We start from the raw sequence: 17,614 nt of genomic DNA, 5'->3' as shown, positions 1-17,614 counted from the left end.
TCATCTTACCGACATGCGAATGTGCCGCCGCGCTTACTTGCCGGGCTTACCTGTCCCGTTGGATCGAACGAGCCGGATTCGCCCTGCCCCGCACCGCCTGATAGGCCCAGAACGCATAGCCCGACAGACCATACAGCACGAACAGACCGAACAGCATCAGCGGCGGGTCGGACGACACCAGCACGAAGGCGACCACCACCAGCAGAATCACGCCGAACGGCACGCGATGCCGCACGTCGAGCGCCTTGCCGCTGTAGAACGGCGCGTTCGACACCATCGTCACGCCGGCGTAGATGGTCAGCACGAAAGCCACCCAAGGCAGCCACACCAGTTTGAGCGGCACGCGGTTGTCGGTCGCGAGCCACACAAAACCGGCGATCAGCGCCGCCGCCGCCGGACTCGGCATGCCCTGGAAGAAGCGCTTATCGACCACGCCGATATTCGTATTGAAGCGCGCAAGACGCAACGCCGCACCCGAACAGTAGACGAACGCCGCGAGCCAGCCCCAGCGGCCGAGATCCTTCAGGATCCACTCGTACATCACCAGCGCCGGCGCCACGCCGAACGACACCATGTCCGACAGGCTGTCGAACTGTTCGCCGAATGCGCTCTGCGTATGCGTCATGCGGGCGACGCGGCCGTCCATCCCGTCGAGCACCATCGCCACGAAGATCGCGATCGCCGCGACTTCGAAGCGCACATTCATCGCCTGCACCACGGCGAAGAAGCCACAGAAGAGTGCAGCGGTGGTGAACGCGTTCGGCAGCAGATAAATGCCGCGCTTTCTCAGGAACTGCTGACGCTGCGCGCGCCGGCTATCGACTGCCGGCGACTCCGCCACGATCGGCTTGTTGCGGCGGAACGGACGCGGCAGCGGCCCATTATTGCGGGGTCGACGCGGTTTGAATGCGGCCATCGGAAAACCTCCTTTGTGCCGCTTTATAGTTCAGCGAGGATCGTGGACGACGCGGAAACCTTCTCGCCGATCGACACACGCGGACGGCTGCCGACCGGCAGATACACGTCGACGCGCGAGCCAAAACGGATGAATCCATAACGTTGACCACGCGTGAGCGGCTCACCCGCTCGAACGTAGCAAAGAATTCGCCGCGCGATCAGACCCGCGATCTGCACCGACGTCACGGTCTGACCGCTGGCCATTTCGATCACCAGCGCATTGCGCTCGTTTTCGAGCGAAGCCTTGTCCACCGCGGCATTCAGATAGGCGCCCGGGAAATATTCGACCTTGGAGATCGCGCCATCCACCGGCGAGCGTTGCGAGTGGACGTTGAAGACGTTCATGAACACGCTGATTTTCAGCGCTTCACGGTTGGCATACGGATCATGCGCTGTTTCGACTGCGACGATGCGGCCGTCGGCCGGGCACAGCACTGCATTCGCCTGGGTAGGAATCGGGCGTGCCGGATCGCGGAAGAACTGCACGACGAAGATCAGGATCAGCCAGAACAGCCATGCAAAGCCGAACCCCGCGAAGGCATGGACCAGTAATGCTACGACGGCCGCGATGGCGATGAACGGCCAGCCTTCTCGCGCGATGATCGGATGAGGGTAATTCATGGATGGCTTCTGTATTTTTGTAAAACCGTAGGATAGCAAAAGCCGCCCAGGGTTCAGCACCCTTGGACGGCTTTTTGACATGTCCGGCGCATGCGGCAGTGCGCCGCGCCGGTCAAGAGCAAAGACTAGCTTAGTTCTTCGACTGATCGACCAGCTTGTTCGCAGCGATCCACGGCATCATCGAACGCAGCTTTGCACCAACCGTTTCGATCTGGTGCTCGGCCGTCAGACGGCGGCGCGATTGCAGCGTCGGCGCACCGGCCTTGTTTTCGATGATGAAGCTCTTTGCGTACTCGCCGGTCTGAATGTCGGTCAGCACAGCCTTCATCGCCTTCTTCGTTTCAGCCGTCACGATACGCGGACCCGTCACGTACTCGCCGTATTCGGCGTTGTTCGAGATCGAGTAGTTCATGTTCGCGATGCCGCCTTCGTAGATCAGGTCGACGATCAGCTTCAGTTCGTGCAGGCACTCGAAGTACGCCATTTCCGGCGCGTAGCCTGCTTCCACCAGCGTTTCGAAGCCGGCCTTGATCAGGTCGACCGTACCGCCGCACAGCACGGCTTGTTCGCCGAACAGGTCGGTTTCGGTTTCTTCGCGGAAGTTGGTTTCGATGATGCCTGCACGGCCGCCGCCGTTCGCTGCCGCGTACGACAAAGCGATGTCACGTGCCGCGCCCGACTTGTCTTGCGCAACAGCGATCAGGTGGGGCACGCCGCCACCTTGCGAGTACGTACCGCGAACCGTGTGGCCCGGCGCCTTCGGCGCGATCATGATGACGTCCAGATCCGCGCGCGGGATCACTTGACCGTAGTGCACGTTGAAGCCGTGCGCGAATGCAAGCGCCGCGCCTTGCTTGATGTTGGCGTGCACTTCCTTTGCATAGACTTCGGCGATCTGCTCGTCCGGCAGCAGCATCATGACGACGTCCGCGCCCTTGACGGCTTCGGCTACTTCCTTGACTTGCAGGCCGGCGTTCTCAGCCTTGCTCCACGATGCGCCGCCCTTGCGCAGACCGACCGTCACCTTCACGCCGCTTTCGCTCAGGTTCAGTGCGTGTGCATGGCCTTGCGAGCCATAGCCGATGATGGTGACTTGCTTGCCCTTGATGAGGGAGAGGTCGGCGTCCTTGTCGTAGAAAACTTTCATGTCGGTTCCTTGGCTAAATTCGGTGAAATCAGTGAAATTCAAATACTGCGAATGTTGTGTTGCCTGGCCGGGCTTCCTGAAGGCACTGCCCGGCTTCGATCGCGACGGTTGATAATCGCAACTCAGTTCGCGCGTCAAACCTTCAGAATGCGCTCGCCGCGGCCGATCCCCGAGCTGCCCGTGCGGACTGTTTCGAGAATCGCGGTGGCGTCGAGCCCTTCGATGAAGGCATCGAGCTTGTCGCTCGCGCCTGTCAGTTCGATCGTATAGGTCTTTTCGGTGACGTCGATGATGCGACCGCGGAAAATATCCGACATCCGCTTCATCTCCTCACGTTCCTTGCCGACCGCCCTCACCTTGATCAACATCAGCTCGCGCTCGATGTGGGCGCCCTCGGTAAGGTCGACCACTTTCACCACCTCGATCAGGCGGTTCAGATGCTTCGTGATCTGTTCGATCACGTCGTCCGAGCCAATGGAGACGATGGTCATGCGCGACAGCGAACGGTCTTCGGTCGGAGCCACCGTCAAGGTTTCAATGTTGTAGCCGCGTGCCGAGAAGAGACCGACCACGCGTGACAACGCGCCCGGTTCGTTTTCCAGCAAGACGGAAATGATATGTCTCATGTTTCGCTTCTTCCAGATGTTTTGTCGATGTATGCGAGCGGCTTCGCGCCGCTTCGTCCGCTTTCGCCCTTTGTGGAGGCGCGCATGACGAAGCCAACGCAGATGCCGTCGTTATAGATCTTCCGAACCCATGAGCATCTCGGTGATGCCCTTGCCGGCCTGAACCATCGGCCAGACGTTTTCGGTCGGATCGGTCTGGAAGTCGAGAAACACCGTGCGATCTTTCAGGCGCAGCGCTTCTTTGAGCGCCGGCTCGACGTCCGCCGTGTGTTCGATACGCATGCCGACATGGCCGTACGCTTCAGCGAGCTTCACGAAATCCGGCAGCGCATCCATGTACGAATGCGAATAGCGCTTGCTGTATTCGATCTGCTGCCACTGGCGCACCATGCCCAGATAGCGGTTGTTCAGCGAAATGATCTTGATCGGCGTCTCGTACTGCTTGCAGGTCGACAGTTCCTGAATGCACATCTGGATCGAGCCTTCGCCCGTGATACAGAGCACGTCGTCGTCCGGGTGCGCCATCTTCACGCCCATCGCCGCCGGCAGGCCGAAGCCCATCGTGCCGAGACCTCCGGAATTGATCCAGCGGCGCGGCTTGTTGAAGCGATAGAACTGCGCGGCCCACATCTGGTGCTGGCCGACGTCGGAACAGACGAAGGCATTGCCGTCGGTCAACTCCCACGCCTTTTCCACCACGTATTGCGGCTTGATGATGTCGCTCTTACGGTCGAACTTCAGGCAGTCTTTCGCGCGCCAGGCTTCGATGTCCTTCCACCAGTCGGCGAGCGCCGCGGTGTCGGGGCCATGTTCGGCCGTTTGCAACTGCTCGATCAGCTCCTTCAGCACTTCCTTCACGTCGCCGACGATCGGAATGTCGACCTTGACGCGCTTGGAGATGGAAGAAGGATCGATGTCGATATGGATGATCTTACGCGGCTGCGACGCGAAGTGCGCCGGATCGCCGATCACACGGTCGTCGAAACGCGCGCCGATGGCGATCAACACGTCGCAATGCTGCATCGCCATGTTGGCTTCGTACGTACCGTGCATGCCGAGCATGCCGAGGAATTTCTTGTCGCTCGCGCGGTAGCCGCCCAGACCCATCAACGTATTGGTGACCGGGTAGCCGAGCAGATCGGCGAACTGGTTTAGCTCACGCGAGGCATCCGCGAGGATGATGCCGCCGCCGGTGTAGATGTACGGGCGTTTGGCCGACAGCAGCAAGGCAACCGCCTTGCGGATCTGGCCTGAGTGCCCCTTCGTGACCGGGTTGTACGAGCGCAACGAAACCGTCTTGAGCGGTTCGTACTGGCAAGGCGCCTTCGACACGTCTTTCGGAATGTCGATCAGCACCGGGCCGGGACGGCCGGTACGGGCGATATAGAAAGCTTTCTTGACGGTAGCGGCGAGGTCGCGCACGTCCTTCACGAGGAAGTTGTGCTTCACGCAGGGACGCGTGATGCCGACCGTATCGCACTCCTGGAACGCATCCTGGCCGATCGCGGCGGTAGGCACCTGGCCGCTGATCACCACCATCGGGATCGAATCCATGTAGGCAGTGGCAATGCCGGTCACCGCATTGGTGACGCCGGGGCCGGAGGTCACGAGACACACACCGACCTTGCCGGTGGAACGCGCATAGGCGTCGGCGGCGTGGACTGCGGCTTGCTCGTGGCGCACGAGGACGTGCTGGAATTTGTCCTGCTTGTACAGCTCGTCGTAAATGTAAAGCACCGAGCCGCCGGGATAGCCCCACACAAACTCGACGTCTTCGTCGGCCAGTGCCTTCATGAGCACGGTGGCGCCGATAGAGTCAGCTTCAGGAGGGGAAGTCGTATCCGACGTGGAGAATTCCGCGCTGGGCATATTCATTATTCACCTTTCGAATTTTCGGCAAAAAATTGATCGGGTGCTCTCTGCCGGGCTTGTGGCTCGGGTTCAAGCGGCGCGTCCAGTTGACAGGTGAGCTTCTTGGGCCACACCTCAATTGAGACAAGTCACTTATGTTGCGAACCAGCGACGATATCTGCAGAAGGCCGCGCGGTCAAGCAAATATTGCCCTGCCGCCCTGTCCCTGTATCTCTTTATTGAGCGAAAGTTTGTTATAGAGATGCAAGGTAGGTCACGTTTCGCCCCAGCGGCGCAAAAGTTTGTTAGCATCCGCGAGTTTTACGACATTTTTCGACCGATTACGCGCACGCTCGCTGCGCCGACCCCCAAACGGATGGCATCAGACAAGGAACTCGCCGATTTTCTGGCGGGCGTCGAAAGGCGCGCATTCAAGCAGACGGTCTACGCCGTGCGGGACGACGACGCCTCGCTGGATATCGTGCAGGACGCGATGATCAAGCTCGCCGAAAAATATGGCGACCGTCCGGCCGCCGAACTGCCGCTATTGTTTCAGCGTATTCTCCAGAATGCGATGCACGACTATTTTCGTCGGCAGAAAGTGCGCAATACTTGGGTCAGCCTGTTTTCGTCGCTCGGCAACCCCGATGACGACGAATTCGACCCGCTCGAGACATTCGAGGCCCAGCAAGGCTCGGCGGGCTCCGAGAGCAACGAGCAGAAGCTCGAACGCGAACAGGTCTTACAGTTAATCGACGACGAGATCCAAAAGTTACCGGCACGTCAACGGGAGGCGTTTCTCATGCGTTATTGGGAAGATATGGATGTCGCCGAGACTGCCGCCGCGATGGGCTGCTCCGAAGGCAGTGTGAAAACGCACTGCTCGCGGGCCACCCACACGCTGGCGCAAGCGCTCAAGGCTAAAGGAATCACGCTATGAGCTCCCTCGAAACTAAAGAACTCGAGTTCGCCCGGCAGGTACGCCGCGCGCTCGACGAAAACGCCGCCAGCATTCCGTCCGCCACAGTCGATCGACTCGCTGCGGCGCGCCGCGCGGCGCTTGCCCGAAAGAAGCCCGAAACGGTGAGCGCGCCGGTGTTCGTGCCCGCATTCGCCGGCGCCGGCATGCCGGCCGGTATGCCACAACTCGAAGCCCCGCAGCGCCGCCGTTCGCCGCTGCGCCGCTTTGCGCTCGCCTGGCCGCTCGTGGCGCTGGTCGTGAGCCTCGTGGGCATCGCCTACTGGGAAGACCAGCAGCGCACCGCCGAACTCGCCGATATCGATGCCGCAATGCTGAGCGACGATCTGCCGCTCAATGCGTATCTCGACCACGGCTTCAACGCGTACCTATCGCGCGCGCACTGAGCGGGAGATTCCTCGGGTGAGTTACAAGCGCGGCTTGGCCGTTGTTTTCGGATGTGCGATTGCGGCCCTGGTGTCGTTCGCCGCAACGTATCCGCGCTTTTATCCGAGCCCGTCGACCGCCGCCGCACCTGCCGCCGGCGGAGCGACCGCCAAAGCGCCTGCCCCGACCCTCGCCGTCGATTTGCCCAGCCTGCCTGGCAGCAACAGCCCGATGGCATGGGCGCGTCTCACTACCGCCGAGCGCGTGGCGCTGGCGCCGTTCGCCAGCCAATGGGACTCCTTCAGCGACGAACGCAAGCGCAAATGGATCAAGATAGCGTCGCGTTACTCGAAGTTATCACCCGATGCGCAAAAACGCCTGCATGACCGGATGGCTGAATGGGTGCGCATGACGCCCGATCAGCGGCGCGTCGCACGCGAAAACTACCAGGTGTCGAAGGAATTGCCGCGCGAGACACGCCAGAACGCGTGGAAGGCCTACCAGCAACTGCCCGAAGAACAGAAGGAGCGGCTCGCTGCCAGCGAGCGCAAACGGCGGCCGAGCGTAGTCAGCGCGCCGCCGTCGGGGAGGAGCGAAATCAAGGGTCTCGACCGTTTGGTCAATGCGCGTGAGCATGGCGCGAGCAGCGCCGCAGCGGTGAGCGCCGCGGCTGGCGCATCGTTGCCGAGCCCGGCCATGCCCGCCACTCCTGCGGCGGGAAGCTTCGTGCCCGCCACGCCGGTACCGGTCTCGCCCTCCGAGGCGCCGTCGATCTTCAACGGCTCCTGATTCGAGCCCGGCCCCGTCCACAGCCCCCCCAGCCCCCGTGCCCCAGCCGCTCACGACCTTCGCGCTACCCGCCGACGCCTCCGGCACCGTCCCCACCGTGCGCCGGCGCCTCGCCGCGCTGCTTTACGAAGCCGTGATCCTGTTCGGCGTCGTGTTTATCGCCGGTTATCTGTTCAGCACGTTGACGCAGCAGCGCAACGGCCTGACCCATCACAACCTTCTCGCGGCATGGATCGGCCTAGTGATCGGGCTGTACTTCGTCTGGTTCTGGACCCACAGCGGGCAGACCCTGCCGATGAAAACCTGGCGCCTGCGCGTCGTCGCCGCTGACGGTGCGCCGCTCTCCGCCGGCCGCGCGATCGTCCGCTATGCGCTGGCCTGGCTGTGGTTTTTGCCGCCGCTCGCGCTGCATCCGCTACTGGGCCTCGCCGTGCCGCAGACGCTCGTCATCGCCGCGATCTGGTTCGTGCTGTGGGCCGCTACCGGCCGCTTCGACCCGCAGCGCCAATTCCTGCACGACCGGCTCGCCGGGACACGCGTGATCGGCGTCGCGCGCTGACCCAACGGATTTCCCGGCAATTCACGCTGCCGCGTCTTCCAACTCCCACGCAGTAATAAGAACTTCTTGTGACTGTCACGGCACAGTCACGCGCGACTGGCGCAATACGGGCACCGCAACTCGACGCGTGAGCCATGGACCCCAAAACGTCCGCGACTTCCCTGTTCCGCCAGACCGGCCCGAGCGTCGACCCCGTCGCGTTCCACCCGGAACCCAACCATAGCCACGGACGGCCGTTGCCTGCGCCGTCGTTGCCACACGACGCGCACGCCGGCCATCACGACGACGAACACGCTGAACCGCACCGCTACCGCACCATCTGGCTGTCCGACATCCACCTGGGATCGAGCGGCTGCCAGGCGCCCTATCTGCTCGACTTCCTGCGGCACAACGAGTCGGAATATCTGTATCTCGTGGGCGACATCATCGACGGCTGGCAGTTGAAGAAAGGCTGGTACTGGCCGCAGGCGCACAACGACGTGGTGCAGAAGATTCTGCGCAAAGCGCGCAAAGGCACCCAGGTCGTCTACGTGCCCGGCAATCACGACGAAGCCGCGCGCCAGTTCTGCGACCTCGCGTTCGGCGACATCCACGTGCGCGGCGAAGCGTTCCACACGACGCTTGCCGGCAAGCGCCTGTGGATCGTCCACGGCGATCTGTTCGACGGCGTGATCCAGCACGCCAAGTGGCTCGCCTATCTCGGCGACACGCTCTACACGATGATCCTGATCCTGAACCGCTGGTTCAACCGGATCCGCAGCCGGCTCGGCTTCCCGTACTGGTCGCTGTCGCAATACCTGAAGCATCAGGTGAAAAACGCGGTGAATTTCATTTCGTCGTTCGAGCGCGTGATGACCGACGAAGCGCGTCGCCGCGGCTGCGACGGCGTGGTCTGCGGACACATCCACAAAGCCGAGATCCGCGAAATCGACGGCGTGCTGTATTGCAACGACGGCGACTGGGTCGAAAGCCTGTCGGCACTCGTCGAGACGTATGAAGGCGAACTCAAGGTGATCTACTGGACCGTGATGCACGCCCCGGCAGTCGGTGTGCAAAAGGCCCGGGCGACCGCGTAGTCCCTCTTAACTTCCGTTGGGCCAAACCGATGAAGATCATGATCGTCACCGATGCATGGGAACCGCAGGTCAATGGCGTCGTGCGCACGCTGAAAAACACCACGCGCGAGCTGACCGCGCTCGGCCACCGTGTCGATCTGCTGACACCGCTCGAATTCAAGACGATTCCGTGCCCGACCTATCCTGAGATTCGCCTGTCGCTGCTGCCGCGCCGCAAGCTGCGCGAGCGTATCGACGCGTTCGCGCCCGACGCGCTGCACATCGCCACCGAAGGCCCGCTCGGCATGGCCGCGCGCGCCTATGCGATCCAGCACAAGCTGCCGTTCACGACCGCCTATCACACGCGCTTTCCGGAATACGTGCAGGCGCGCTTCGGCATCCCGCTTGCCGCGACTTACAAGTTTCTGCACTGGTTCCACAAGCCGTCGCTGGCAGTGATGGCGCCGACGCCGGTGGTCAAGAACGACCTCGAAAAATTCGGCTTCACGAATGTCGTGCTATGGACGCGCGGCGTCGATCTCGACATCTTTCACCAGATGGACTCGAAGGTGCTCAACACCGCGCGGCCGATCTTCCTGTACGTGGGACGTGTGGCGGTCGAGAAAAACGTCGAGGCGTTTCTCAAGCTCGATCTGCCCGGCTCGAAGTGGGTCGCGGGCGAAGGCCCGGCGCTCGCCGAACTGAAGTCGCGCTATCCGCAGGCGAACTACCTCGGCGTGCTGACGCAAGCCGAGCTGGCCAAGGTCTACGCGGCCGCTGACGTGTTCGTGTTCCCGAGCCGCACCGACACCTTCGGTCTGGTGCTCCTCGAGGCGCTGGCCTGCGGCACGCCAGTCGCGGCATATCCGGTGACCGGTCCGATCGACGTGCTGGGCGACGGCGGCGCAGGCGCGATGCATGAAGACTTGCGCGAAGCCTGCCTCGAAGCGTTGAAGATCGAGCGCAGCCATGCGCGGGCGTGGGCCGAGCGCTTCTCGTGGGCAGCGGCGTCCGAGCAATTCGCGGCGCATCTGAAGCCGCTGCCGCGTGCCTCGTACAGCGAGGAAAGCGCCGCCGCATGACGCGGCGCGCCGAGCCGTTTATGCGAACCAGAACCTCTACCGTGGCCCGCACGGCGACCGGCGCGTTGCGCGCCGTGAAGGCCAGCGCCGAGATCGACGCGGATGCCGACGCGGCCAGCATCGAACCGTTCGACGATGTGCGCGAACACGGCGAACCGAACCATGTGAGTCAGGTGCATCACGCGAACGGCGTAAACCGCATGAGCCCCGCGAGCGAAACCCATCACGAGCCGCTCAGCCCCGACGATCCACTCACGCCGCTGCCCTTCAATCCGTACAAGGGCAATCGCGGCGTGACCCGCGCGTGGCACGCGATGAAAAATTCGCTGGCGGGCTTCCGCGTGGCGATCCGCGAGGAAAGCGCGTTCCGCCAGGAACTGACGCTCGCCGCGATCCTGCTTCCGTGCGGCGTGCTGGTGCCGGTCGATCCCGTGTCGCGTGTGTTATTGCTCGGCTCGGTGCTACTGGTGCTGATCGTCGAGCTGCTGAATTCGAGCCTGGAAGCGGCCATCGATCGGATTTCGCTCGAACGCCACGAACTGTCGCGGCGTGCCAAGGATCTCGGCAGCGCGGCGGTGATGGTCGCGCTCGGCATGTGTGTGATGACGTGGGTGTTGATCGTCGGGCCGCTCGTGGTGCATTGGGTCAAAGCATGGCTATAAAGTCCACGTTACCTGGCACTCCAACGTCCTAAAGTATGAAAACCCTGAGTATCCGCTTGGTATAAGAACGGTCGGTTTATAATCGCCCGACAGTCTCACGAGAAAACGCTGGGCCGCCCCAAGTTTTCCGCTCCGAAGGAAGTCCCCCGCCCCGAAGGAAGTCCCCTTGGTGGATTGGTGGATTGGGGGATTGCCCCCTTAGGGGGCCTTTCGTGCAGCGACAGATTTGGGGGCGCTCAACTATACCAACCGCGTCCGGGTGGATCACGCGAAAGCGGCACGCCGCCACGCGTTCAGCCCGGCGTAACCAGGGCCGGACGACATGGAAGCCAAACCTCCCCGCCGCACCCGCGAACGGATCCTCGAACTGTCGTTGAAACTGTTCAACGAGATCGGCGAGCCGAACGTCACGACGACGACGATCGCCGAGGAAATGGAAATCAGTCCAGGCAACCTGTACTACCACTTCCGCAACAAAGACGACATCATCAACAGCATCTTCAGCCAGTTCGAGCAGGAGATCGAAAAGCGTCTGCGTTTTCCCGACGATCACCGCGCGACGATCGACGAGATGTGGTCGTACCTGCAGTACATGGTCGATTTCACCTGGCGCTATCGTTTTCTGTATCGAGACCTGAACGATCTGCTCGCGCGCAATCGCACGCTGGAGACGCACTTCAAACAGATCATCAGCCACAAGGTGCGCTTTGCGAGCCAGTTCTGCGAGCAACTCGTGGCCGACGGCGAAATGGTCGCGACGCCCGAAGAACTGCACGTGATCGCGACCAACGTAGGCGTGATCGGCACGTACTGGCTGTCGTATCAGTTCGTGATGAACCCGCGCAAGTACAACGAACAGGAAACGATTCGCGCGGAACTGCATCAGGTGAGCGTGCAGATCGTGTCGCTGATGGCGCCTTATCTGCGCGGCCGCTCGCGGCAGATTTTCGACGACCTCGTGTCGGGCAAGCTGCCCAAGCGCGAGTTCTACGATTACCTGCCGCCCAAAGAAGGCGCCGCGCCCCGCAACGAACCGAAGGACGTTTGAGCATGAAGTCGGTGTGTGTGTATTGCGGCTCCTCCGACGGAGCCAAACCGCTGTATGCCGAAGCCGCGCGCGCGTTCGGCCGTGCGCTGGTCGAAGCGGACCTCGCGCTGGTGTACGGCGGCGGCAAGGTAGGCCTGATGGGTGTGATCGCCGATACGGTAATGGCCGAAGGCGGCCGTGCGATCGGCGTGATTCCCGAGCTGCTAGTCGACAAGGAAGTCGGCCATAACGGCCTGACCGAACTGCATGTCGTGCCCGACATGCATCATCGCAAGAAGATGATGGCCGACCTGTCCGACGCGTTCGTCGCGATGCCGGGCGGCGCGGGCACGCTCGAAGAGCTGTTCGAGGTCTACACGTGGGCCCAACTCGGTTATCACCAGAAGGCGGTGGCACTCCTGAATATCGACGGCTTCTACGATCCGTTGATCAATCTGCTCCAGCACACGGTGGACGAAGGCTTCATGCGGCAAACCTACTTCGACATCCTGCTGATCGATGCCGATCCTGTCGCGCTGATCGGCAAGCTGCAGCGCTATCAGCCGCCCGCCGCCGACAAATGGGCGGTCAAACGCGACGAGGTTTGATTTCCACGGCCTGCGTTCCGGTCGCCGAATAGCTCGCGTGTTCTGCGTGGGCTGCTTTCACACGATGAGGTTGCGATGACGAAAGCCGTTCTGATCACCGGTGGCAGCCGCGGTATTGGCCGTGCAACCGCGCGTTTGCTGGGTGCCCGCGGCTGGTCGGTCGGCGTGAACTACGCGCATAACCTCACGGCCGCGCAGGAAACCGCCGCCGAAGTGGAACGCGCGGGCGGCCGCGCGCTGCCGATCGCCGGCGACGTCGCTAACGAAACCGATGTGATCGCGATGTTCGATGCCGTCGAGCGGACCTTCGGCCGGCTCGATGCGCTCGTCAACAATGCCGGCATCGTCGCGCCGTCGATGCAGCTCGCCGATATGGAACTGGCGCGCCTGAAGCGCCTGTTCGACGTCAACGTGCTCGGTGCGTATCTGTGTGCGCGCGAAGCCGCACGCCGGATGTCGACAGATCGCGGCGGCGCGGGTGGTGCGATCGTGAATATCTCGTCGGCGGCAGCGCGTTTAGGCTCGCCGAACGAATACGTCGACTACGCCGGTTCGAAAGGCGCCGTCGACACAATGACGATCGGCCTCGCCAAGGAACTCGGCCCGCAAGGCGTGCGCGTGAATGCCGTGCGCCCCGGCCTGATCGACACCGAAATCCACGCGAGCGGCGGCAAGCCGGACCGCGCCGCCCAGCTCGGCGCGCAAACGCCGCTTGGCCGTCCCGGCAGCGCCGATGAAGTCGCCGAGACGATCGTCTGGTTGCTGAGCGATGCCGCCTCGTACGTGACCGGCGCACTGGTCGACGTGACCGGCGGTCGCTGAGCCGTCCTCTTCCTTTCTGAGCGACAGGCCGTTTTCCACGGCCGCTGTTCCCGCTTCCAAGTATGAATTCCCATCGATCTGATGCGGAATCGACGCCATTTGTTCGAAAACGCCCGATACCTTCGCTTTTTCCGTAATCGACCGTAATAAACTGGGGCTACAATCGCGCGGAGCGTGTGCAACCGCACGCGACGCACAGCCACTGCATAAGTTCGCGGCCCATGCCGCCGCGCACGGCGATCAGAGATCTTCATGCACGAAAACCCATCCGCGCGTTGGCGCACGAGGCACGCCACAGCCGCGACGTCCGCGCCGGCCGGACCTGCCGACAGTGCGCCGGAGCAGGCGCGCCCCGACTCGGCGGACCTCGCTGAAGGCCACGCCGGCTCGTTGGGCCGCCAGGCCGCCGCAACTGCAACCATAGCCGAAGCGCCCGCAGGACCCGCAGCTCCAGCGGGCACAGCAAGCGCCTCCGACCGCACCTCGCGTGGCGCCCAGCGCTTGCGCGTGCTTACTGCTGCCCGCCCGCTGATGTGGCTCGTCGCGCTGGCGATCCTGTGCGCGTGGCTCTTGCCCGGCACCTTGGGCCACGAGCCGTGGAAACAGGACGAGACCTACACGTTCGGCATCATCCAGCACATGCTCGACACCGGCGACCTCGTCGTCCCGACCAACGCCGGGCAGCCTTTCGTCGAAAAGCCGCCGATTTACGACTGGGTCGCCGCGGGACTCGCCAGGATGTTCGGCCGCTATCTCCCATTGCACGATGCAGCGCGCCTCGCGAGCGCGCTGTTCGCCGCACTGACCGTCTACTACACCGCACGCGTCGCCCGCCGCGCGGTAGCCGCGTCGAACTGGTTCGACGTGCGCGTGATCGGCACGCTCGCGTTGTTCGCGAGCACGCTCGTGGTCATCAAACACGTGCACGACATGATGACCGACGTCGCGCTGATGGCCGGCGCCGCGCTCGGCTTCTGCGGCTTGTTCGAACTGGTGCTGGTGCATCTGCGCGACGAAGCCCGCCTGCTGCCGGTCGACGCACGCCACCGACGCCACGTCATCCTGAGCGCGGCAACGATGTTCGGTGCTGGCGTCGGCGTGTCGCTGCTGGCCAAGGGCCTGTTCGTGCCGCTGGTGTTCGGCGCGACCACCGTTGCGGCGCTGGTGCTCTATCCTACTTGCCGCAACCGCGGCTTTGCAGGCGCGCTCGGCATAGCCGCACTCGTCTGCGCGCCGTTTGCGCTGATCTGGCCGATCTTCTTCTATCTGCGCTCCGAAGCGCTCTTCAAGGTCTGGCTGTGGGACAACAACATCGGCCGCTTCTTCGGCTTTTCGGTGGCAGATCTAGGCTCTGAAAACGAGAGCCATCTGTTCGTGCTACGCACGGTGTTGAGCGTCGGCTTTCCGGTCGTGCCGCTTGCATTGGCCGCGCTCGCGGGCGGCGCGTGGCGACGCTGGCGCGATCCGCGCGTCGCGCTGCCGGCGATCTTCGCGGGCACCGGCTTTGCGGTGCTGCAAAACTCGGCGACGGTTCGCGAACTGTACATCCTGCCGTTCATCGCGCCGCTTGCACTGCTGGCGATGCAGGGTATCGAAAAGCTTCCGCAGCGTCTGCACGCAAGCTGGGACATGGTAAGCCGCGTGCTGTTCGGCAGCGTGGCCGCGCTTGCGTGGATCGTCTGGTCGATCATGAGCAGCCCTGTCGAGACTCACGGATCGCTGCATCGGCTTGGCCGCTGGTTGCCGCTCGACTGGGTGATGCCGGTCAAACCCGGACTGATCGCGGCCGGCCTGCTACTGACGTTCGGTTGGCTGTGGCTGCTGCCGGTATTCAAGCACACCGGCAAATGGCGCGGCGCGTTGAGCTGGTGTGCGGGCGCGATCGTCGCATGGGGACTTGTGAGCACGCTGCTGCTGCCGTGGCTCGACTATGGGAAGAGTTACCGCTCGGTGTTCGAAAACCTCCGCGCCCAAATGAATATCGAATGGAACGATGGCGATTGCATGGCCAGCAAGGGCCTTGGCGAATCGGAAGCGCCGATGCTGTACTACTACACCGGTATCGAGCATCGGCCGATCACGAATACCGACGCGACCGCATGCACCTGGCTGATCGAGCAGAGCCGCCGCAACGATGCCCGCACGCCGCCGGGCGATTGGCGCCTGTTCTGGTCAGGCGCGCGCCCGGGCGACAACGACGAACTATTGCGTGTGTTCGTGCGGACACCTGCGCCGGCCGTGCGCGGCGACTAAAGCGCTTTGCCGGCGCGGCGACTAAAGCGCTTTGCCGGCGCGGCGATCAGTTGTGGGTTCAATCTGCTTAGAACGAGGAGCCGCGCTCTTGCAGGAAGGCGGTTTCTTCAGCCGTCGAGGGTCGTGCGAGTATCGCGTTGCGATGTGGAAAGCGTCCGAAGCGCTCGATGACTTTCGCGTGTCTGAGCGCGGACGAGTAGTAGGACTCACCGCCTGGTTCAGCTTCGAGCTGCTTGAATAGGCGCAGTGATTCGTGCTGGCTGGCGAGGGTTTCGTCGTGTTCGAAAGGCAGATATGCGAATGCGCGGTGATGTGCGGTAGGCAATAAGCTGTCGGCACCGGTTGCGATCATCTGTTGCGCGATGTGCAGCGCTTTTTGATCGGCGGCGAAAGCGCGTGGCGTGTTGCGGTGGCAGTTGCGGGAGAACTGATCGAGGATGATGATTAGCGCCAACGCGCCGAGCGGGGTTTGTTTCCAGTTGTCGAGGGTGTCTTCTTCGCGTGCCGCGGCTATCAGGTTGCCGAAGCGTTCCAGTAGCATCGCGTCGAAGGCGTTATCGCGAGCGAACCAAAGTTTGCGTGGTTGACCGAAGGTCGTGGAGTTCGGGGCGCCGAACCAACAATCTAGTGCTGCGCGGGCTTGTGGGTTTAGGGCGGCGTGGTCTGCCGCTGTCGTGTAGGTGTTCATTGATCGAGTCTCGGGGTTCTTCTTCGCTATAGCGAGTTTATTTTCGCCTACGGCGGTATCGGGTTGTTTGCCTGCGGCGTTGGGCTTTTCTTGTTCTGCTTTTCTTGCGCAGCGCTTTATGTCTGTACGCCTACGGCGGTGGCTCTTTCGTTTCTTATTGGTTTATTAGCGTCGCCCCTGTGCGGGGCGGCACCTACTTTTCTTTGCCTGCCGCAAAGAAAAGTAGGCAAAAGAAAGCGGCTTTACACCGCCAGCGCTTAAGCGGGTCCCCTGGCTTGGAGGAGGTAGTGGCGCATCTGGAATCGGTGTCCTCGCACATTTCGCCCTGGTGACAAGGCAGTCATACTTCCGGCGGCGCTGCGCGCGCCGACGCGGTACTTCATAAAACCACCGGCCGTTTTCGCGTCAACGTTTCGCTTGACGCTTCCGGCGGAACTCCGCGCGCCGCGGCGGTACTTCGCAAATCCGTCAGGCGCTTCCGTGCCTGCTGTTGTTCAAGTGTAACGGCTTGCCCCTGCTGCACTAGCGTAACTCGTGGCTGCGTTCCTTTGCTCCGCCGGCGTAACTCTCGGCTGCGTTTCGTTCAGCGAGGTGGCCCGCACCGCCACAGCTCAGCGCCTCGCCGAGGCAAAGCCGATGGCACCCCCACCGAACCAAAGCGAAGCCACTGGTTTGCCTGGCAGACCCTTCCGGCGAGCACGCAGTGCGAGGCGGGAAGGATGATGCCGGAAGCGCGTACGTCCCATCGTTTTTGAGAAGTGCCGCGTCGGCGCGCGCAGCGCCGCCGGAAGGATGACTGCCTTGTCACCAGCGCGGAGTGCGCGAGAACACCGATTCCAGATGCTCCACTGCCTCCTCCAAGCCAGGGGACCCGCTTAAGAGCTGGCGGTTTGAGCCGCTTTCTTTTGCCTACTTTTCTTTGCGGCAGGCAAAGAAAAGTAGGTGCCCCCCGCACAGGGGGAACGCTAATAAACCAATAAGAAAAGAAAAAGCCACCGCCGTAGGCACACAGAAGGAAAGGCCACACCCTCAGGCGCACCAACAAATGCCGCCGCCAAAGGCAAAACCCCAATCACCGCCTACGGCAACAAAAAAACCTTTTAACCATTCCGATTCCGCATCCAGTCAGCGGTCTCAAAGAACGACCCCAACAGCCTCTCGCGCAGCGATTCAGAAAGCCCCACATCCTCCATGGCCCAGGCCATACACCTAATCCACTGATCCCTCTCGCCGGAAGCGATAGCAAACGGCAAATGCCGAGCCCTCAACCGAGGATGTCCAAACCGGCCGATGTAATGATCGGGCCCACCCATCCATCCGCACAGAAACCAGAAAAACTTGTCCCGCGAGCCATCGAGCGACTCCGGATGCAAAGCCCGAATCCCGGCGAATTCCGCTTCGAGATCCATCAAGTCATAAAACCGCTCGACCAACTCGCGCACGCGAGCCTCACCGCCCACCAGTTCGAAGGCCGTCGGTCCCGCTGTGGACACTTCGTCGTTAAGATCGCTCATACCCAGTC

General features: G+C 62.4%; 18 protein-coding genes. 11 read left to right on the top strand and 7 right to left on the bottom strand.

Annotated elements, in window-relative coordinates; translation table 11 throughout:
• Positions 1-46 precede the first annotated feature (46 nt).
• From pssA to AC3WOG_RS05835, 5 genes are all read right to left on the bottom strand, one after another.
• Entirely contained in the window at positions 47-916 is an 870-nt protein-coding gene (gene pssA / locus AC3WOG_RS05855; RefSeq protein WP_492577103.1) for a CDP-diacylglycerol--serine O-phosphatidyltransferase, read from the bottom strand.
• 23 nt (positions 917-939) lie between these two features.
• Positions 940-1,578: a phosphatidylserine decarboxylase gene (locus AC3WOG_RS05850; RefSeq protein WP_341312761.1), complete on the bottom strand. Its 639-nt coding sequence runs from the start codon at positions 1,576-1,578 to the stop codon at positions 940-942.
• A 130-nt stretch (positions 1,579-1,708) separates the two neighbouring features.
• Complete coding sequence (ilvC, locus tag AC3WOG_RS05845) at positions 1,709-2,725, bottom strand: ketol-acid reductoisomerase (protein ID WP_063495284.1); 1,017 nt, start codon at positions 2,723-2,725, stop codon at positions 1,709-1,711.
• 134 nt (positions 2,726-2,859) lie between these two features.
• Positions 2,860-3,351 carry an acetolactate synthase small subunit gene (gene ilvN, locus AC3WOG_RS05840; RefSeq protein WP_007175629.1) on the bottom strand — a complete coding sequence of 164 codons (492 nt, stop codon included), beginning with the start codon at positions 3,349-3,351 and terminating at the stop codon, positions 2,860-2,862.
• A gap of 111 nt (positions 3,352-3,462) precedes the next feature.
• Positions 3,463-5,226 (bottom strand): acetolactate synthase 3 catalytic subunit, encoded by a 1,764-nt coding sequence (locus AC3WOG_RS05835; RefSeq protein WP_492577102.1) that lies wholly within the window; start codon positions 5,224-5,226, stop codon positions 3,463-3,465.
• Positions 5,227-5,578: 352 nt separating this feature from the next.
• On the opposite strand from AC3WOG_RS05835, the gene AC3WOG_RS05830 reads away from it, so the two are divergent.
• The 11 genes from AC3WOG_RS05830 to AC3WOG_RS05780 all read left to right on the top strand — a co-directional run bounded on the left by AC3WOG_RS05830 (position 5,579) and on the right by AC3WOG_RS05780 (position 15,404).
• Positions 5,579-6,142: an RNA polymerase sigma factor gene (locus AC3WOG_RS05830; RefSeq protein WP_341315800.1), complete on the top strand. Its 564-nt coding sequence runs from the start codon at positions 5,579-5,581 to the stop codon at positions 6,140-6,142.
• Positions 6,139-6,567 carry a DUF3619 family protein gene (locus AC3WOG_RS05825; protein ID WP_492577101.1) on the top strand — a complete coding sequence of 143 codons (429 nt, stop codon included), beginning with the start codon at positions 6,139-6,141 and terminating at the stop codon, positions 6,565-6,567. Before AC3WOG_RS05830 ends, AC3WOG_RS05825 begins: the two co-directional genes overlap by 4 nt.
• Before the next feature lie 16 nt (positions 6,568-6,583).
• Positions 6,584-7,336 (top strand): DUF3106 domain-containing protein, encoded by a 753-nt coding sequence (locus AC3WOG_RS05820; RefSeq protein ID WP_492577100.1) that lies wholly within the window; start codon positions 6,584-6,586, stop codon positions 7,334-7,336.
• Between the two features lie 37 nt (positions 7,337-7,373).
• Complete coding sequence (locus tag AC3WOG_RS05815; protein WP_492577099.1) at positions 7,374-7,895, top strand: RDD family protein; 522 nt, start codon at positions 7,374-7,376, stop codon at positions 7,893-7,895.
• 134 nt (positions 7,896-8,029) lie between these two features.
• Positions 8,030-8,971: a UDP-2,3-diacylglucosamine diphosphatase gene (locus AC3WOG_RS05810; protein WP_492577098.1), complete on the top strand. Its 942-nt coding sequence runs from the start codon at positions 8,030-8,032 to the stop codon at positions 8,969-8,971.
• A gap of 29 nt (positions 8,972-9,000) precedes the next feature.
• Entirely contained in the window at positions 9,001-10,032 is a 1,032-nt protein-coding gene (locus AC3WOG_RS05805) for a glycosyltransferase family 4 protein (RefSeq protein ID WP_492577097.1), read from the top strand.
• 20 nt (positions 10,033-10,052) lie between these two features.
• Positions 10,053-10,694, top strand: coding sequence for a diacylglycerol kinase (locus AC3WOG_RS05800; RefSeq protein ID WP_492577096.1), 642 nt, complete (start codon positions 10,053-10,055; stop codon positions 10,692-10,694).
• 322 nt (positions 10,695-11,016) lie between these two features.
• Positions 11,017-11,742, top strand: a complete 726-nt coding sequence (locus AC3WOG_RS05795) for a TetR/AcrR family transcriptional regulator (protein WP_054034977.1) — start codon at positions 11,017-11,019, stop codon at positions 11,740-11,742.
• A gap of 2 nt (positions 11,743-11,744) precedes the next feature.
• Positions 11,745-12,329, top strand: coding sequence for an LOG family protein (locus tag AC3WOG_RS05790; RefSeq protein WP_492577095.1), 585 nt, complete (start codon positions 11,745-11,747; stop codon positions 12,327-12,329).
• Positions 12,330-12,404: 75 nt separating this feature from the next.
• Positions 12,405-13,151: an SDR family oxidoreductase gene (locus AC3WOG_RS05785; protein WP_492577094.1), complete on the top strand. Its 747-nt coding sequence runs from the start codon at positions 12,405-12,407 to the stop codon at positions 13,149-13,151.
• A gap of 252 nt (positions 13,152-13,403) precedes the next feature.
• A complete protein-coding gene (locus AC3WOG_RS05780; protein ID WP_492577093.1) occupies positions 13,404-15,404 on the top strand; it encodes an ArnT family glycosyltransferase in 2,001 nt (666 codons plus the stop codon).
• Between the two features lie 67 nt (positions 15,405-15,471).
• Here the strand turns inward: AC3WOG_RS05780 and AC3WOG_RS05775 are convergent, their stop codons facing one another.
• Positions 15,472-16,092, bottom strand: coding sequence for a DUF924 family protein (locus AC3WOG_RS05775; RefSeq protein WP_492577092.1), 621 nt, complete (start codon positions 16,090-16,092; stop codon positions 15,472-15,474).
• 1,100 nt (positions 16,093-17,192) lie between these two features.
• Positions 17,193-17,606 (bottom strand): group II truncated hemoglobin, encoded by a 414-nt coding sequence (locus AC3WOG_RS05770; RefSeq protein WP_492577091.1) that lies wholly within the window; start codon positions 17,604-17,606, stop codon positions 17,193-17,195.
• Positions 17,607-17,614: the final 8 nt, after the last annotated feature.

It is taken from the genome of Paraburkholderia sp. FW306-02-B (genome assembly GCF_058782725.1).
This window is presented reverse-complemented; position numbering and strand designations above follow the sequence as displayed.

Coding starts and splice junctions, on each gene's coding strand:
- pssA (WP_492577103.1), bottom strand. CDS start 916: ATGGCCGCATTCAAACCGCGTCGACCCCGCAATAATGGGCCGCTGCCG.
- AC3WOG_RS05850 (WP_341312761.1), bottom strand. CDS start 1,578: ATGAATTACCCTCATCCGATCATCGCGCGAGAAGGCTGGCCGTTCATC.
- ilvC (WP_063495284.1), bottom strand. CDS start 2,725: ATGAAAGTTTTCTACGACAAGGACGCCGACCTCTCCCTCATCAAGGGC.
- ilvN (WP_007175629.1), bottom strand. CDS start 3,351: ATGAGACATATCATTTCCGTCTTGCTGGAAAACGAACCGGGCGCGTTG.
- AC3WOG_RS05835 (WP_492577102.1), bottom strand. CDS start 5,226: ATGAATATGCCCAGCGCGGAATTCTCCACGTCGGATACGACTTCCCCT.
- AC3WOG_RS05830 (WP_341315800.1), top strand. CDS start 5,579: ATGGCATCAGACAAGGAACTCGCCGATTTTCTGGCGGGCGTCGAAAGG.
- AC3WOG_RS05825 (WP_492577101.1), top strand. CDS start 6,139: ATGAGCTCCCTCGAAACTAAAGAACTCGAGTTCGCCCGGCAGGTACGC.
- AC3WOG_RS05810 (WP_492577098.1), top strand. CDS start 8,030: ATGGACCCCAAAACGTCCGCGACTTCCCTGTTCCGCCAGACCGGCCCG.
- AC3WOG_RS05805 (WP_492577097.1), top strand. CDS start 9,001: ATGAAGATCATGATCGTCACCGATGCATGGGAACCGCAGGTCAATGGC.
- AC3WOG_RS05800 (WP_492577096.1), top strand. CDS start 10,053: ATGCGAACCAGAACCTCTACCGTGGCCCGCACGGCGACCGGCGCGTTG.
- AC3WOG_RS05795 (WP_054034977.1), top strand. CDS start 11,017: ATGGAAGCCAAACCTCCCCGCCGCACCCGCGAACGGATCCTCGAACTG.
- AC3WOG_RS05790 (WP_492577095.1), top strand. CDS start 11,745: ATGAAGTCGGTGTGTGTGTATTGCGGCTCCTCCGACGGAGCCAAACCG.
- AC3WOG_RS05785 (WP_492577094.1), top strand. CDS start 12,405: ATGACGAAAGCCGTTCTGATCACCGGTGGCAGCCGCGGTATTGGCCGT.
- AC3WOG_RS05780 (WP_492577093.1), top strand. CDS start 13,404: ATGCACGAAAACCCATCCGCGCGTTGGCGCACGAGGCACGCCACAGCC.
- AC3WOG_RS05775 (WP_492577092.1), bottom strand. CDS start 16,092: ATGAACACCTACACGACAGCGGCAGACCACGCCGCCCTAAACCCACAA.
- AC3WOG_RS05770 (WP_492577091.1), bottom strand. CDS start 17,606: ATGAGCGATCTTAACGACGAAGTGTCCACAGCGGGACCGACGGCCTTC.